This is a genomic window from Helicobacter anseris, assembly GCF_003364335.1.
In the GTDB taxonomy this organism is placed as follows: domain Bacteria; phylum Campylobacterota; class Campylobacteria; order Campylobacterales; family Helicobacteraceae; genus Helicobacter_H; species Helicobacter_H anseris.
Map to the genome: position 1 here is coordinate 20,219 of NZ_NXLX01000009.1, position 14,179 is coordinate 34,397.

The window sequence follows — 14,179 nt, forward strand, 5'->3', positions numbered from 1 at the left end:
TTTACTATTTTTACAATAAGCCTTTATTTAGTAATGGTTTGTCACAATTTGTTTTGGCAAACCATTACAACCAATCCAAATGTTACCCCGCATCCATCCTATTTTCTCTTATTTATTATTGGTGCTTTTCTTACTTTTTTATATGCTTTAATACTAGAACTTATTACCTTTTCTCTTAATGCTCGTCTTATGCTAATAGTCATTACTCTAATAACCACCATAAGCTCTTATTATATGAATCATTTTCATATCAGCATAAATCCTATGATTATTGAAAGCCTTTTTAAAACAAATTTAAATGAAGCAAAAGATTTTATAAATCTTAGTATGATTTTTAAAATCTTGCTTCTACTGACTATCCCCTTAATTATGATATTTCTGATAGATACAAAAAACAAAAGTCTTTTTATCAAAACAAAATTTTTATTATTATTTTTTTATCTTCTGATTCTCATTGCAATATGGGTATGTCAGGGAAAAAATATCACATTCATTTTCAAATCCTATAAACCTACTATCGATATGCTAAATCCTATTGCACCTATAAGATCTACAATACGTTATTTTTCAAATATTATCAACACACCAAAAACTTATACTTTTGTTGGTGCTGATGCAAAAATTACTCCAAATGATAAACCTAAAATATTTGCCTTAATCATAGGAGAATCTGCACGAGCAAAGAATTTTGAGTTTAATAATTATCATAAACCTACCAATCCTTTTACAAAAAATCTTGATATTTTGAATTTTAAAGATTTTTATTCATGTGGTGTTATCACAGCTATCAGCATCCCTTGTATGCTTACAGATCTTACGCACCAAACCTACACCTCAAGAAATCTTAGTCTCTTTCGCAACAACCTTCTTGATATTGCTCAAAATACAGGTTATGATGTATGGTGGATTAGCAATAATGGTGGGGAATGCATGGGAAAAGTGTGCAGAAATATTAAAAATATCTCTTATTACAATCAGCAACATCTTGATACTGATATGCTACAAGAAATTAATACTATTATTAGTAATACAAAAAATAATACTTTTTTGATTATCAATTTGCATGGAAGCCATGGGGCAAAATATTTTGAACGCTATCCAAAAGATTTTGAGTTTTTCCATCCAGTATGCAAGGATGAAAATTTGCAAAATTGCACCCAAGAATCTTTGCAAAATGCTTATGATAATTCACTAAGATATACAGATTATTTTATCAGTCAAGTGATTTCTTTTCTTAAAGAATCCTCATTAGATTCTGGACTTTGGTATGTGAGCGATCATGGGGAAAGCTTGGGGGAATATGGGCAATTTATGCATGGTGGTCTGCCATACAACCTTGCTCCAAAAGATCAAAAACATATTCCCTCTTATATTTGGCTCAATAAGGAGTTGAAAACTCAATTTTATGACAAGATTCAAAAACAAACGCACACACATTTAACTCATGATACTATTTTTCATACAATCTTGCATTTCTTAAATATTGAGACAAAAGATTACAACAAGCAACTTGACATCATTGAGATGAAAAAATAATTTTTATGATAAAATCTAAACTTTTTATTTTACTAAGCATGAGGTAACTTATACAATGGACACACAACAAGAGTTTCACAGAATTATGAAAGATCGTCATCTTATGATGATTGCATTTGGTGGCGTTATAGGGACAGGGTTATTTGTAGCTACTGGTGAAAATCTTCATAATGCTGGGGCTCTTGGCACACTATTATCCTATTGCATTGGGGCAATTATTGTTTATACTGTTATGCTTAGCCTTGGGGAACTTAGCTCTAATTTTCCAAACACTTCAAGCTTTGGTGATTATGCACACCGCTTTATTAGTCCTAGCACAGGATATGTAGTTACTTGGCTTTATTGGCTTACTTGGGTAGCGGCACTTGGTGGAGAATTCACAGCCGTTGGACTTTTAATGCAAAAGTGGTTTCCTAGTGTAGATGTTTGGATTTGGGCAAGTATTTTTGGAATTATTATTTTTGCTCTAAATATTTGGACAGTAAAAATTTTTGCCGAAGGAGAGTTCTTATTTTCTTTTATCAAAGTGGCTGCAGTAATTGTTTTTCTTATTCTTGGTGGTGGAGTTATTTTATTTAATCTTTTTGACTTAGGCGTTAGCAAAACATTTGAAAATTATTATCAAGATGGTTGGTTTCCAAATGGTGCATCTGCAATTTTAATGACAATCTTAGCGGTTAATTTTGCATTCTCTGGAACAGAGGTTATTGGAGTAGCAGTAGGAGAAACAAAAAATCCTCAAATTGCAATGCCTAGAGCCATAAATGCAACGCTTTGGCGATTGGTTGTCTTTTTTATAGGCACTGTTTTTATTATTGCCACCCTTTTGCCACATAATGATGCAAGAATGGCAACAAGCCCATTTGTAGCGGTTTTAGAAAAAATTGGTATCCCCTATGCTGGAGATATTATGAATTTTGTGATTATTGTTGCTATTTTTTCTGTAAGCAATTCTGGATTATATGCATCTTCAAGAATGCTTTGGAGTCTAGGAAATCAGAAAAAACTTCCTGCTTTTTTTGGAAAAGTCAATAAAAGGGGCATACCTATCAATGCAGTTATCTTTTCTATGATTGGATCACTAAGTGCGCTTAGCTCTCTAGTATTTGCTCCTGAAATAGTTTTTGCTACCCTCATTGGCGTTTCTGGTTTTACCTCAATTCTTACTTGGATGTCTGTAAGTCTTGCTCAATATAATTTTAGAAAAACATGCACAAAAGAAATGCTACAGAAACTACCATATAAAACACCTTTTATGCCATTTACTCCTCTTATTGCACTTTTTTTATGTAGCGCCTCTATCATTGGATGCTGTTTTGATACAACACAACAAATTGCTATTATTTCCACTATCATTTTTATAGCAATCTGTTATGCGGTTTATTTCTTACAAAATAAATATCAAACAAAGAAAAGTTCAGAAGGATAATTTTTTCCCTGCTTGCGCAAATCAATATATGCACGTATTCTTGGAAATTCACTTTTTTGTAAATTTGAAAGCCTTTGCTCTACTTGAGCAACCATCTCCAAGTCACATAAAACATACAGAAAGCTTAACTCTGCCTTATCATCTAGGAGTGTTAGATTCTCAAAAAATTTCAACCATCCATCAGGACCATAAAACCCCTTTAATCCTTTAGCAAGTTCAACATAATCCAAAGAGTCAAAATTTGCCTTTTTAGTAGCTTGTATCATACTTTTATCATCTAACATGGTTTGAAGTTTTTTGCAAGATTCTACAGCAGCAAAAACCATTGATTTATCTAAAAAAAGGCTAGTTTCTAAAATTCTTACAATTTCTTTAAAATTACACTTATCTAAAATACTAAAAAAAACTCTACTTCTAGTCTCTTGACTAAAATCACCATCCACTAAAACACTAAACCCAAACTTATAATCTTTTTTAACTCTATTTACAACATTCTGGACATAAAAAATATTATCTGTAGCAAGTTGATATTTCTTCAAATCTTGTTCATAACCTAATTCTACTTGGTTAAAAACCTCAAACATTTGATCAAGCTTGTTAATTCCACTATTTTGACTAGGAATCTTTGGAATCAAAGAAAATCTTCTTAAGATTCTTGAGAGCATCAAGAAAGAATTATTTTTATAGACGGCTGGGGTGTAATTATTTTTACAAGCCTGCTCTAAAATCTGTGTAGTTAATTTTTGTAAATCTTTTTGCTGATGAAAAAAACTAATCCTTCCAATTAACCAATCTATCACAAAAAACAAGAACCCCAAAACAAAAAGCATCCCAACAAAAATACCCAACAAAACAACAAAAGGCAAAACAAATTGTTTTCCATCTTGTGTAGAAAGGGATAGTGAAAAATCTTCTGGCAGAATACTATATGCCCCCAAACCTATAAGTAAGCTTATAATAGCAATTACAATAACATAGTATTTTAACTTCATTTATTCTCCTTGTTTCTTTTCTCTCTTTCATAAATTTCACGACATTTTATACAAAATTTCGCATGAGGTTTTATTTTTAATCGCTCAATATCAATCATTTCATCACACATTTCACAAATTCCATAAACATTATCTGTGATTTTTTTTAATGCTTTTATAATCTCTTTAACTTCTTTATCATTTTTTTGAATCAGTAAAGAATTTAGGTTGTTTTGCAAATTTGCAGAAACAATATCAGTCGTATCATTTAATCCCATTTTGCACAACTCATCAATGCTACTATTATTTACATCAATACAAACCAAAATCTCTTCAAGTCTATTTTCTAATATCTTTTTTAATTTACTTTTTTCATTCTTTTCTATCATTTGAATAACTCCTTATTTATGATAGGGATGATGATTTAAAATGCTTAATCCTCTATAAAATTGTTCGCATAAAATTATCTTTGCAACTTTATGTGCAAAAGTTAAAGGACTTAAACTCAAAGTTTTGCCTTGACTTAAAAAATCCTCATCAAAACCATAAGCCCCTCCGATAAAAAAATTCACCACATTCTCTTGTAAAATCTTAGAAAAACCAAAACTATCCACCATTTTTCCATCAGGATGCAAAATTACATTCCTACCCTGTTTTAAATAACTAGACAATGCTCTAGTATAAGAAGCTCTAGCTTCTTTTTGGGATTTCTTTTGTGCTTGCAAAATATCTGCATTGAATATATTAAAAATTCTTAGCTCTGCACCAAATTGCCTGCAAAGTTTTTGATAATGCACAACAAGCTCTTCTTCCTGTTGATTTTTAGCTATACAATATAGGTTGATTCTCATTACATGGCACCAGCATACCTATAATATCACTTAATGTCTTTTTAATATCCTTACGAGCAACTACCATATCAATCAATCCATGTTCTAGCAAAAATTCTGCTGTTTGGAATCCTTCTGGCAAATCAGCACCAATTGTTTGTTTTATCACCCTTGCTCCAGCAAAACCTATCATTGCACCAGGCTCTGCAATTATCAAATCTCCTAAAAATGCAAATGAAGCGCTTACTCCACCAAAAGTAGGATCCGTAAGCAAAGAAATAAAAGGCAATCTAGCTTCAGATAACTTATTGAGAGCTGCTGAGGTTTTTGCCATTTGCATTAAAGAAAAAGTAGATTCTTGCATTCTTGCACCACCACTTGTTGAAACAATGATTAAGGCTTGTTTATTTTGTATAGCTCTATCAATAGCCCTTACAATCTTTTCCCCCTCAACAGATCCTAAACTACCGCCCATAAATGCAAAATCAAACACCACAAGTTGCACCAAAACATTATTTATTCTTGCCTGCCCTGCTATAACAGAACTAGGTCTTCCTGTCTTACTTTGATGTTTTTGAATTCTTTGCTTATAACTCTCCTTATCTACAAAATGCAAAGGATCAACTGGTGCTAAGTCTTTATCAAATTCTAAAAAACTATCTGCATCACACAAAATATCAATGCGATCTTGTGCTGAGATTCTAAAGTGATAGCCACATTTAGGACAAACAAACATTTGAGAATGAACCTCTTTGTAATACATCAAAGCACCACAACCATCACACTTCATCCAATACGCAGAGGCATCTTTTGATACTTTTTTTTCATCTTTTCTAAGATTCTTTAAGAAATCTGTAAAACCCATTTATTTTCCTTACTACTTTTTCAAGTTTTTAAATCATATCAAATCTTTGCTTAGTTTATATTAAAGCAATGTTTTACATCATCACAGAGTTTTTATAAAATTAAAGTTTTAGTGTTATAATTTTTTAAAAATATCCTTGGAGACCTCATTTGCAAGGCTATATCATACACATTACTCCACAAAAAAATGAAGATATCATCCTATCAATTCTAACGCCTCAAAAAATAAAAAAACTCTATCGTTTTTATGGAGCTAGACATAGCATTTTGCAACTTGGTAAAAAAATTGATTTTGAAGTTGAAAATAATGGAATCTTTATGCCAAAGCTCCGCAATATTACTGCATTGAACTTCTCTTGGGAAAGAGATTTGCAAAGACTACAAATTTGGCAACGTTATATCCAATTGTTATTTAAACATTTTGAAGGTATTGAAGCAATAGATAATTTTTATTTCAGTATGCTTGAAACTGGCTCTGCAAAACTCACTCTTCAAAACCCATACAGAGTTATCCTAGAAATGTATGCTTCTTTATTAAAATATGAGGGCAGAATCCCTTCCTTTGATATGTGCTTTCTATGTGCTCATCCATTGCAAGAACAAATTGCCCTTACAAGATCTTTTCTCCCAACCCATACAAATTGCATACCTTCTACCAATAGTTTTCTTATAAAGAACATACAATACTTTTTGACCCAATGCTCTACAATTTATTTGGAAGATAAAGAAATACATCATTTATGGCAAATATTACTTCAAGGAATTTAAAATGAACCCAAATACCCTACTTGCATCCCATATCATTAAAACTCTAGCAACTAAGCAACTTAAAATATGCACAGTAGAAAGTTTTACCGGAGGATTGATAAGCTATCATCTTAGCTCTATTGCCAATGCCTCACAAGTTTTTTTAGGAGGCATAGTGAGTTACAGCAATGAGGCAAAAAGCAATCTCTTATCTATTCCTATGCAAACTATAATAAACTATAATCCGGCTAGCATAGAGGTTTTAGAATCTATGCTAGAAGGTGGTATAAGAAATTTTCATAGCGATCTTGTCATAGCTAGCACTGGGATAGCTGGCCCTAGTGGCGCTATGAAAAACAAACCTCTTGGCACTATCTATCTTGGCATATTGCACAAAAATGGGAAGAAAAAACTCTTAAACTTACGCTTAAAAGGGAATCGCAATTTAATACAAAATCAAGCTGTTATGATAATTTTTAAAAATACTCTAGATTTTTTAAAATCTTTTTAAAAACATCTTGACATTTTTTCTCAAAAAAAATATAATTTCGCTTCCTAGTTGAAGAAAATCACTTTGTATAAATAGTCTTCTGTTTTTTAGAGACCCGTTAGCTCAGCTGGTAGAGCAATTCCCTTTTAAGGAATGGGCCGTTGGTTCGAATCCAACACGGGTCACCATTTTGGTAAAAGTGGCCCCTTCATCTAGCGGTTAGGATACCACCCTTTCACGGTGGCTACAGGGGTTCGAGTCCCCTAGGGGTCACCACTTTTACTTTTAAGCCTTCATTATTTCTAGGTCGCTTAGCTCAGTTGGTAGAGCGCTACCCTTACAAGGTAGATGTCACAAGTTCGAGTCTTGTAGCGACCACCACTCTTATGGAGCGGTAGTTCAGCTGGTTAGAATACCTGCCTGTCACGCAGGGGGTCGCGGGTTCGAGCCCCGTCCGCTCCGCCATCAAGATAAAATCAATCTCATCTATAAAATGACCCCTTCATCTAGTGGCCAAGGATACTGCCCTTTCTAGGTAGTCACGGAAGTTCAAATCTTTCAGGGGTCGCCATCAATATCAATCATTTATAATAATATATGGAACACCGGTAACACCAGCTTGTATAATTATCTCACTCAAACTCTCTATGGTTTTAGTATCTATTTTTTCATTTACTACAAAGCCAGAATCAAATACACTTTTTAAAAAATCTATCTTTTCATTTTGATTTTTCAATCTTGTAATATCTTTATAAACTTTTGCAGCCTTTTGTAAAGAATCTGCACCTAGTAACCCGCAAAAAAGTATTTTTACTTCCTTATAATCTTTTAACATTTCCTCTATCTTAAGTATCTCTTGCTTGCAATATCTACAATTTGCATCAAGAACAAGATACACACTTGCTTTTTTTGCATCTCCATTCAATGTAATCCACATATTAGCATTAACTTTTTGCATAAGTAGCATATCTGTATGTTTTTTATTATGCTCCATTGCTTTTTTATAAACACTTCTCATAATATCTTGATAAGTTTGATTTGAAAGAATCAAAGGTTCAGAAATACCCATTACATTATGCCCATCATTTGTCACAAAAACTGGTATTTGTATCCCATTGATTTGTTCTATTATCGCAATTCCTAAACCACTATTTAACTTCTCAACTAAAATTACCTTTACATCTATATCTTCATCCTTAAAAGTTTTTATAATATTTTCTTTTATATCATAGGCCTGCAAAATACAAAACATCATACAAAATAGTATTTTTTTCATTTTTTATCCCTTAATAAATCTTGAGTTTGCATAACTTGCACAATTTCTTTAAAAATTGGTGCTGCTGTCTGGCTTCCATAATAATCTTCTTTACCATGAGAGCCAAAAGCTACTACACCTATGACATAACTCTTATTTCCAGATTTTACAAAACCAAAAAATGAACCATTATAAATCCCATCAGCATATCCTCCTCCTTTTTTAACTATTCTTGCAGTTCCAGTCTTTCCACCAACAATAAGTCCATCAACTTTTGCTTTTTTTCCAGTTCCCTCATCAACGATTTTTATCAAAATCTCTTGTATTTTCCTTGAACTCAATGCAGAAATAGCACGTTTTTTCTCAAACTCAGGAATTTCTACATTACCATTTGAATCAACCATCTTTTTTACTAAATGTGGAACAACAAGATAACCGCCATTGCAAAAAGCTCCATAAGCCCTTAAAAGTTGCATAAAAGTAACGCTTAACCCATAACCATAAGAAGCACTTGCTTTATAAATTTCTCCTGAAAGCTTCTTTGGATTTGGTATGACTCCACTTTTTTCATAAGGCAAATCAATTCCTGTTGGCTCTGAAATACCAAAACTCTTTAATCCATCAAAAAACTCTTGACCACTTAATTTTTTAGTAAGTTTTACCATTCCAACATTGCTAGAACGTATTAAAACATCTTGAATTACAGAATTTTTCGCAGGAAATGTATCATCCTTGATTGTATATTTGCCAAGTTGATAATATCCCTTATTTAAGTCGATTGGTTCTAATGGATTAATAAGCTTTTTTTCAAATAAAATAGAAAAAACTATTGGCTTAATCGTGCTTCCTGGTTCAAAAGATTTTTCAACAATGCTAGCATTTAAAGCACTATTAGATACAATATTTTTAGGATCAAAACGATTTGAACTAGCAATAGCCAAAATAGAACCATCACTAGGATCCATAATTCCAGCAACAATTTCTTGTGCATTATGTTTTGCGTTAAATTCATCAAGCAATGCTTCTATTTTTTTTTGTAATCTCAAATTTACAGTCAAATAAATATCTGAGCCATCTTTTCTTTCTTGCATTAAAGTTTTTTTATCATAAATAATATTAAAGCCTATATCTCTTTTTCCTCCAAATAAACCATCTTGTTTAGGCTCTAAGGCTAAATCATAATATTTCTCAAGTCCCTTGATTCCACTTGGTTTTGTCAAAGCACCACTTTCTCTTTTTTGCACATAACCTAAAACCGGTTCTAAAGAATCATTATAAGAATAAACTCTACTGACACCACTCACCTCAACACTTAATCCCATTTTTTGAAAAAATCTACCACTAGAATCAATATACTCTCTAAAAACATTAAGAAGAAGTAATTTTGTATTAAGCTGTTTAATATTTTTTGCAACATCTGAAGTGAGATTGTAAGATAAGACAATATATCCTTTCTTTTTTATCTTTTCTTCAATCTCTTGAATGTCCGTACCACTATAAATTGCAAAAAGTCTAATAAATAAATTCTTTTTATCTGGGTGAATAGAATTGGTATTCACTGCTACTTTATAGAGTTTTTTACTAGATGCTAAAGTAAAATCATCGTTACTAAAAATATCCCCTCTCACTGCGATATCTGACTTAATTGTAGAGAGTGAAATACTTTTATTTGTATTAAAAAATACCTTATACACAATAACAAAAGCAAATATAGAAATCAGTATTGAAAGAAAAAAAAGGGTAATAAATATCCTAGGTGTTCGAAAATTCTTAAAATCTTTATGAACTTCCATAGGATTAAACTAAATCTGAGTTCTTAGTATCTCTTTATATGCACTAATAGCCTTATTTCTAACTTCCAACATCAATTTCATACTAGTTTCTGCCTTTCCAATCGCAATTGCAGCTTGATGCAAATCCTTTACCTGACCTGTTGCCATATCAGCCAAAGCCTTATCAGAGGTTTCTTGCGCTTGGTTTAATTCATCAATAGACTTCTTTAATAATTTTGAGAATTCACCACTCTCAGCACCCCTAAGGTTACCAGCGGAAGAATTCTGAGCCACTGAAGTTAATTTTAAAGAATTATTTGTTTTTAAAGTTTCCATTTTACTCTCATATCAAAAAATTAAGCTTGCAACATCATAATTGCATTATTAGCCATATTTTTGGCACTTTGAAAAGCTGCAACATTGGCTTGATATGCTCTAGTTGCTTCTACTAAATCGGCCATTTCTACAACAGGATTAACATTTGGATACGCAACATATCCTTGTGCATTAGCATCAGGATGACTAGGGTCATACTTCATCAAAGGCTCTCTATCATCCCGAACAACCTTATCTACATAAACGCTCATTATAGCAGGTTTTGGCAATTTAGCAAAATCTCCTTCATCTAAGGGATCCTCGTATTCTGCAAGATTATTATTATTTGCTAATTGCTTATTCAAAGCCTCATTAAAATCAAAAGCACGGAATACTACCTCTTGTCTTCTATATGGTCCACCCTCTGCTGTTCTTGTAGTATTTGCATTTGCAATATTGCTTGAAATAATATTCGTGCGGAATCTTTGTGCAGATAAACCATATCCACTAATATCAAAACTTGATAAAAAAGCCATCTCTTAATCCTTTTATAAATTTCTTCCAGAATCTACGGCATAGGCAAAAATCCCCTTATGCTTTTTTAATGCACTAGTCAATGCTTGATACATCACACTATTTTTGCCCATCTCACTAGTCTCCACATCCAAATCAACACTATTCCCATCATTTCTTGCCAAATGACCATCTCTGAAAAAGAATGTTGCCTGATTTAAATCTGATGCCCTACCTTGCAGATGCTTTTTTGATGTCTGTGCCATTTGCAATTCTAAAGATTCTTTATGGTTAAAAACTTTATCTTTTTCTTGTGCTAAAAAACTTTCAAAATCAATATCTTTTGGTCTATAAAAAGGTGTATCCACATTTGCAATATTGCTTGCAATTAAATCTTGTCGCAATGAACGATAATCCAATGCTTTATAAACCAAAGGATAGGCTTGTGAGGTTTCAAACATCATATTCAAAGCAAGGCTCCTTAATTAAAATAACATTTATTTACAAGCAATTCTTATTCCAAAAAAATAATAATTTACCCTATTTAGAAAATCATAATCTTTTTGGTAAAATCCCTAATCCCAAAATATTTTTAGTTTCTCAAGGTTTTTTATGCCAGATATCAAACTCTTTATTTATACCACTATGCTTATTACTGTTGGCACAATCATGAGCTACTCCCTCTCAACCTACCCTACTATACTCTATCATTATGATTCTTTACATTTTTTCTCAAGAGAATTTGGAGTAGCCTTTGCTGGTATTTTAATCATGTGGAGTATTTCTTATTTTGATATGGATAAAGTGCTAAAAAAAATAGGCATTTTTTTTCTTTTATTATTCTCTATTATCATTATTGCTTTCACTTTTCTACCAGAAAGCATTGCCCCAACTATTAGTGGTGCTAGAAGATGGTTAAAGATTCCAATATCCCCTATTGCAATAGCTCCTGTTGAATTTTTTAAAATTGGTTTTATATGGTTTTTATCTTGGAGTCTCACAAGAAAATATGCAGAAAAAGAAACTAGCAAAAGCTTTAAATTTGTTGAGGAACTCTTTTTAATGCTTCCTTATGCGGTTTTATTTATAATTATTCTCATATTTGTTGCATTTATACAAAATGACTTGGGACAAACAGTATTATTAGGTGTAATTATGGCCAGTATGATACTCTTATCTGGTGGTAGTTTTAGAGTTATTGCATTTTCTGGTATTTTAGCAGTAATTGGCATTGCTTTTAGTATCTTTTTAAGACCTCATAGAATCAATAGAATCAAAACTTGGTGGTCTGGCATACAAGACCCCATCCTTGCATTATTGCCAAAAGATGTAGCAAACTTTATTAAGACTGAAAACCTACCAGAACCCTATCAGATACTAAATGCTACACAAGCTATACAAAATGGTGGTTTTACAGGGCAGGGCATTGGTGAGGGGGTAGTAAAACTTGGATTTTTAAGTGATGTGCATACAGATATGGTGCTTGCAGGAATCTCCGAAGAAACCGGACTAATAGGTCTTGGTATTTGCTTTTTTTTATTTTTTCTTATTGTTTTTAGAATCTTTAAAATTGCCAATAGAATGCAAGAAACTCCTCATTTTTTATTCTGCATGGGCGTTGGGCTAATGATTTCTTTTTCACTTATTATCAATGCTCTAGGAATTGCAGCTATCATACCCCTTAAAGGTATAGCCGTGCCTTTTTTAACTTATGGTGGTAGCTCTCTTTTGGCTAATTGTATTGCAATAGGACTAGTTTTAGCCCTATCTAAAAAAGCAAAAAATCTTTATTGAATGCTCTTTATTGGAGCCTCATAATTTGGCTCATTTGTAATCTCTTCACAAATTTCTTGATAAATAATTTGGCCTTGTGGATTTACTACAATCACACCTCTTGTTAATAATCCAGCTAGAGCACCATCAGAAATCATAACTCCATATTTATTTGCAAACTCTCTATTTCTAAAATCACTTAAAACTTCTAATTTTTCTATACCCTCTGTAGAACAGAATCTTCCTTGTGCAAAAGGTAAATCCATAGAAATTACAAAAACCTTTGCATTAGGAATTTCAGCAGCTTTTTTATTAAAAGTTCGTGTTTGAGTTGCACAAACTCCAGTGTCAAGACTTGGGAGGAAATTGATGATTTGATAAAAGCCTTGAGAACCACCAACTTTCACCTCTGATAAATCCTTATTTACCAAAACAACTTCAGGAGCCATATCTCCAACATTTTTTACATTACCAATTGTTACTTCTTGTCCTTGAAATTTTACTTTCATATTTTTTCCTTTTTTAATTATTTTAATGAAAAACGCATTTTAATACATTTTCTCAAACAGTATCAAAATCTCTTAATATCTTATTTTGATAGAGCCTTAACAATGAGATAAAAAATGCTGTAATAGCAGGACCAATCACAATACCCCAAAAACCAAAAGAAGAGAATCCTGCAAAAATTGCAAAAAAGATAATAATTTCATTTAATTTTAAAGGTTTTTTTAAAATTTTTTTATTTACAAACCCGATAATAAACGGTTTTATTACATTGTCAATAATAAACCCTATGACAACAACAGAATAAATAATAATTAAAAACATTTGATTTAAATGATTGAGATAAAACTCATAGCCTGCAATAGGAATCCATACCAATGCACCTCCAACCAAAGGAATCAAAGAAGAAATTCCATACAAGATGCCTAGCAATAAAGCATTATTATAATCACAATAAAACATTAAAATACCAAAAGCAAAACCTTGTAATACAACATTGATAAGAGAAGTAAATAATACTATCTTTAACACTCCACTTACTTCCTGAAATATTTTATGGGTCTGTGAAAGCTTCAATGGCATAGCTTTCAAAAAATGCAAATAAACTTCTTTTCCATAATAAAATAGGAAAAATAAGAACAATACAATAAAGCAAATATCTATAAAAAATCTCAAACTCTCTTTGCCAATATATGAACCTACTTTTAAACCTAAATCAACAAGATATTGGGTAGATATATTATCTCCCAACATATCAGCATAAGGTTTCAAAAAAGAAAATTGTTCCAAAAATCTCAAAATACCTTCTTTGCTTAGTGCAAGATAAGCAATCACTTGATTTATATGCAAATCTGTAAAAAATACCACAATTTGCACTAGCAAAAAAGCAAAAGGCAACACCAAAAATAACAGCAAAAAAAGAATGCTAAGAGTTGTGGTTAAAAAGTTTATTTTTATAAACCTATCTAATCTTATTTTAATGTCAAATGTAGCAATACAAATAAGACTTGCTATCAATAAATCCATTAAAAAATTTTTATACAAATAAAGCATACTACCAATAAGTAGCACGAAGATAATAAAGAAAATAAAATAGTTTTTATACATTGCATTCTCCAAAAAACTGATTCTATGCTAAAAGCAAAAAAATATCAATAATGGAGTTTTTTTTTTATAATTA

At 31.7% G+C, this 14,179-nt stretch carries 16 protein-coding genes and 5 tRNA genes; 10 read left to right on the forward strand and 11 right to left on the reverse strand.

Annotation, left to right across the window (positions count from 1 at the left end):
- The first annotated feature begins 48 nt into the window (after nucleotides 1–48).
- Both CQA57_RS04545 and CQA57_RS04550 read left to right on the forward strand, forming a co-directional pair.
- Nucleotides 49–1,536, forward strand: a complete 1,488-nt coding sequence (locus CQA57_RS04545) for a phosphoethanolamine transferase (protein ID WP_170126822.1) — start codon at nucleotides 49–51, stop codon at nucleotides 1,534–1,536.
- 55 nt (nucleotides 1,537–1,591) lie between these two features.
- Nucleotides 1,592–2,965: an amino acid permease gene (locus tag CQA57_RS04550; RefSeq protein WP_115579052.1), complete on the forward strand. Its 1,374-nt coding sequence runs from the start codon at nucleotides 1,592–1,594 to the stop codon at nucleotides 2,963–2,965.
- Here the strand turns inward: CQA57_RS04550 and CQA57_RS04555 are convergent.
- The 4 genes from CQA57_RS04555 to accD are packed head-to-tail and all read right to left on the reverse strand — an operon-like array spanning nucleotide 2,938 to nucleotide 5,631.
- Nucleotides 2,938–3,957, reverse strand: a complete 1,020-nt coding sequence (locus CQA57_RS04555; RefSeq protein WP_115579053.1) for a hypothetical protein — start codon at nucleotides 3,955–3,957, stop codon at nucleotides 2,938–2,940. The genes CQA57_RS04550 and CQA57_RS04555 overlap by 28 nt on opposite strands.
- Complete coding sequence (gene dksA, locus CQA57_RS04560) at nucleotides 3,954–4,325, reverse strand: RNA polymerase-binding protein DksA (protein ID WP_115579054.1); 372 nt, start codon at nucleotides 4,323–4,325, stop codon at nucleotides 3,954–3,956. Before dksA ends, CQA57_RS04555 begins: the two co-directional genes overlap by 4 nt.
- A gap of 12 nt (nucleotides 4,326–4,337) precedes the next feature.
- Entirely contained in the window at nucleotides 4,338–4,787 is a 450-nt protein-coding gene (rlmH, locus tag CQA57_RS04565) for a 23S rRNA (pseudouridine(1915)-N(3))-methyltransferase RlmH (RefSeq protein WP_115579055.1), read from the reverse strand.
- Complete coding sequence (gene accD, locus CQA57_RS04570) at nucleotides 4,759–5,631, reverse strand: acetyl-CoA carboxylase, carboxyltransferase subunit beta (protein WP_115579056.1); 873 nt, start codon at nucleotides 5,629–5,631, stop codon at nucleotides 4,759–4,761. The genes rlmH and accD overlap by 29 nt, the downstream gene beginning before the upstream one ends.
- A gap of 149 nt (nucleotides 5,632–5,780) precedes the next feature.
- Here accD and recO point away from each other — a divergent pair, with 149 nt between their 5' ends.
- The 7 genes from recO to CQA57_RS08150 all read left to right on the forward strand — a co-directional run bounded on the left by recO (nucleotide 5,781) and on the right by CQA57_RS08150 (nucleotide 7,438).
- Complete coding sequence (gene recO, locus CQA57_RS04575) at nucleotides 5,781–6,398, forward strand: recombination protein RecO (protein WP_115579057.1); 618 nt, start codon at nucleotides 5,781–5,783, stop codon at nucleotides 6,396–6,398.
- A gap of 1 nt (nucleotide 6,399) precedes the next feature.
- Nucleotides 6,400–6,888: a CinA family protein gene (locus CQA57_RS04580; RefSeq protein ID WP_115579058.1), complete on the forward strand. Its 489-nt coding sequence runs from the start codon at nucleotides 6,400–6,402 to the stop codon at nucleotides 6,886–6,888.
- A gap of 91 nt (nucleotides 6,889–6,979) precedes the next feature.
- A tRNA-Lys gene (locus tag CQA57_RS04585) sits at nucleotides 6,980–7,055 on the forward strand.
- Nucleotides 7,056–7,068: 13 nt separating this feature from the next.
- Nucleotides 7,069–7,143, forward strand: a tRNA-Glu gene (locus CQA57_RS04590).
- 29 nt (nucleotides 7,144–7,172) lie between these two features.
- A tRNA-Val gene (locus tag CQA57_RS04595) sits at nucleotides 7,173–7,248 on the forward strand.
- 7 nt (nucleotides 7,249–7,255) lie between these two features.
- Nucleotides 7,256–7,332 (forward strand) — tRNA-Asp (locus CQA57_RS04600).
- 30 nt (nucleotides 7,333–7,362) lie between these two features.
- Nucleotides 7,363–7,438, forward strand: a tRNA-Glu gene (locus tag CQA57_RS08150).
- A 6-nt stretch (nucleotides 7,439–7,444) separates the two neighbouring features.
- Here the strand turns inward: CQA57_RS08150 and CQA57_RS04605 are convergent.
- The 5 genes from CQA57_RS04605 to flgB all read right to left on the reverse strand — a co-directional run bounded on the left by CQA57_RS04605 (nucleotide 7,445) and on the right by flgB (nucleotide 11,186).
- Nucleotides 7,445–8,143, reverse strand: coding sequence for a hypothetical protein (locus CQA57_RS04605; protein ID WP_115579059.1), 699 nt, complete (start codon nucleotides 8,141–8,143; stop codon nucleotides 7,445–7,447).
- Nucleotides 8,140–9,816: a peptidoglycan D,D-transpeptidase FtsI family protein gene (locus CQA57_RS04610; protein ID WP_245941858.1), complete on the reverse strand. Its 1,677-nt coding sequence runs from the start codon at nucleotides 9,814–9,816 to the stop codon at nucleotides 8,140–8,142. The genes CQA57_RS04605 and CQA57_RS04610 overlap by 4 nt, the downstream gene beginning before the upstream one ends.
- 108 nt (nucleotides 9,817–9,924) lie before the next feature.
- A complete protein-coding gene (fliE, locus tag CQA57_RS04615; RefSeq protein ID WP_115579061.1) occupies nucleotides 9,925–10,230 on the reverse strand; it encodes a flagellar hook-basal body complex protein FliE in 306 nt (101 codons plus the stop codon).
- A gap of 20 nt (nucleotides 10,231–10,250) precedes the next feature.
- Nucleotides 10,251–10,745, reverse strand: coding sequence for a flagellar basal body rod protein FlgC (gene flgC / locus CQA57_RS04620; protein ID WP_115579062.1), 495 nt, complete (start codon nucleotides 10,743–10,745; stop codon nucleotides 10,251–10,253).
- 12 nt (nucleotides 10,746–10,757) lie between these two features.
- Nucleotides 10,758–11,186 carry a flagellar basal body rod protein FlgB gene (gene flgB / locus CQA57_RS04625; RefSeq protein WP_115579088.1) on the reverse strand — a complete coding sequence of 143 codons (429 nt, stop codon included), beginning with the start codon at nucleotides 11,184–11,186 and terminating at the stop codon, nucleotides 10,758–10,760.
- A gap of 148 nt (nucleotides 11,187–11,334) precedes the next feature.
- On the opposite strand from flgB, the gene CQA57_RS04630 reads away from it, so the two are divergent.
- On the forward strand, nucleotides 11,335–12,516 hold the full coding sequence (locus CQA57_RS04630; RefSeq protein ID WP_115579063.1) for an FtsW/RodA/SpoVE family cell cycle protein: 1,182 nt from the start codon (nucleotides 11,335–11,337) through the stop codon (nucleotides 12,514–12,516).
- Here CQA57_RS04630 and tpx read toward each other — a convergent pair.
- On the reverse strand, nucleotides 12,510–13,004 hold the full coding sequence (gene tpx / locus CQA57_RS04635) for a thiol peroxidase (protein ID WP_115579064.1): 495 nt from the start codon (nucleotides 13,002–13,004) through the stop codon (nucleotides 12,510–12,512). The two genes, CQA57_RS04630 and tpx, sit on opposite strands and share 7 nt — an antisense overlap.
- Nucleotides 13,005–13,056: 52 nt before the next feature.
- Nucleotides 13,057–14,106 carry an AI-2E family transporter gene (locus CQA57_RS04640; RefSeq protein ID WP_115579065.1) on the reverse strand — a complete coding sequence of 350 codons (1,050 nt, stop codon included), beginning with the start codon at nucleotides 14,104–14,106 and terminating at the stop codon, nucleotides 13,057–13,059.
- Nucleotides 14,107–14,179: the final 73 nt, after the last annotated feature.

What these genes read in the sequence shown, in the direction of transcription:
- CQA57_RS04605 (WP_115579059.1), bottom strand. Translation starts at nt 8,143, where the DNA reads ATGAAAAAAATACTATTTTGTATGATGTTTTGTATTTTGCAGGCCTAT.
- CQA57_RS04630 (WP_115579063.1), top strand. Translation starts at nt 11,335, where the DNA reads ATGCCAGATATCAAACTCTTTATTTATACCACTATGCTTATTACTGTT.
- flgB (WP_115579088.1), bottom strand. Translation starts at nt 11,186, where the DNA reads ATGATGTTTGAAACCTCACAAGCCTATCCTTTGGTTTATAAAGCATTG.
- CQA57_RS04550 (WP_115579052.1), top strand. Translation starts at nt 1,592, where the DNA reads ATGGACACACAACAAGAGTTTCACAGAATTATGAAAGATCGTCATCTT.
- fliE (WP_115579061.1), bottom strand. Translation starts at nt 10,230, where the DNA reads ATGGAAACTTTAAAAACAAATAATTCTTTAAAATTAACTTCAGTGGCT.
- CQA57_RS04640 (WP_115579065.1), bottom strand. Translation starts at nt 14,106, where the DNA reads ATGTATAAAAACTATTTTATTTTCTTTATTATCTTCGTGCTACTTATT.
- dksA (WP_115579054.1), bottom strand. Translation starts at nt 4,325, where the DNA reads ATGATAGAAAAGAATGAAAAAAGTAAATTAAAAAAGATATTAGAAAAT.
- tpx (WP_115579064.1), bottom strand. Translation starts at nt 13,004, where the DNA reads ATGAAAGTAAAATTTCAAGGACAAGAAGTAACAATTGGTAATGTAAAA.
- flgC (WP_115579062.1), bottom strand. Translation starts at nt 10,745, where the DNA reads ATGGCTTTTTTATCAAGTTTTGATATTAGTGGATATGGTTTATCTGCA.
- CQA57_RS04555 (WP_115579053.1), bottom strand. Translation starts at nt 3,957, where the DNA reads ATGAAGTTAAAATACTATGTTATTGTAATTGCTATTATAAGCTTACTT.
- rlmH (WP_115579055.1), bottom strand. Translation starts at nt 4,787, where the DNA reads ATGAGAATCAACCTATATTGTATAGCTAAAAATCAACAGGAAGAAGAG.
- accD (WP_115579056.1), bottom strand. Translation starts at nt 5,631, where the DNA reads ATGGGTTTTACAGATTTCTTAAAGAATCTTAGAAAAGATGAAAAAAAA.
- CQA57_RS04580 (WP_115579058.1), top strand. Translation starts at nt 6,400, where the DNA reads ATGAACCCAAATACCCTACTTGCATCCCATATCATTAAAACTCTAGCA.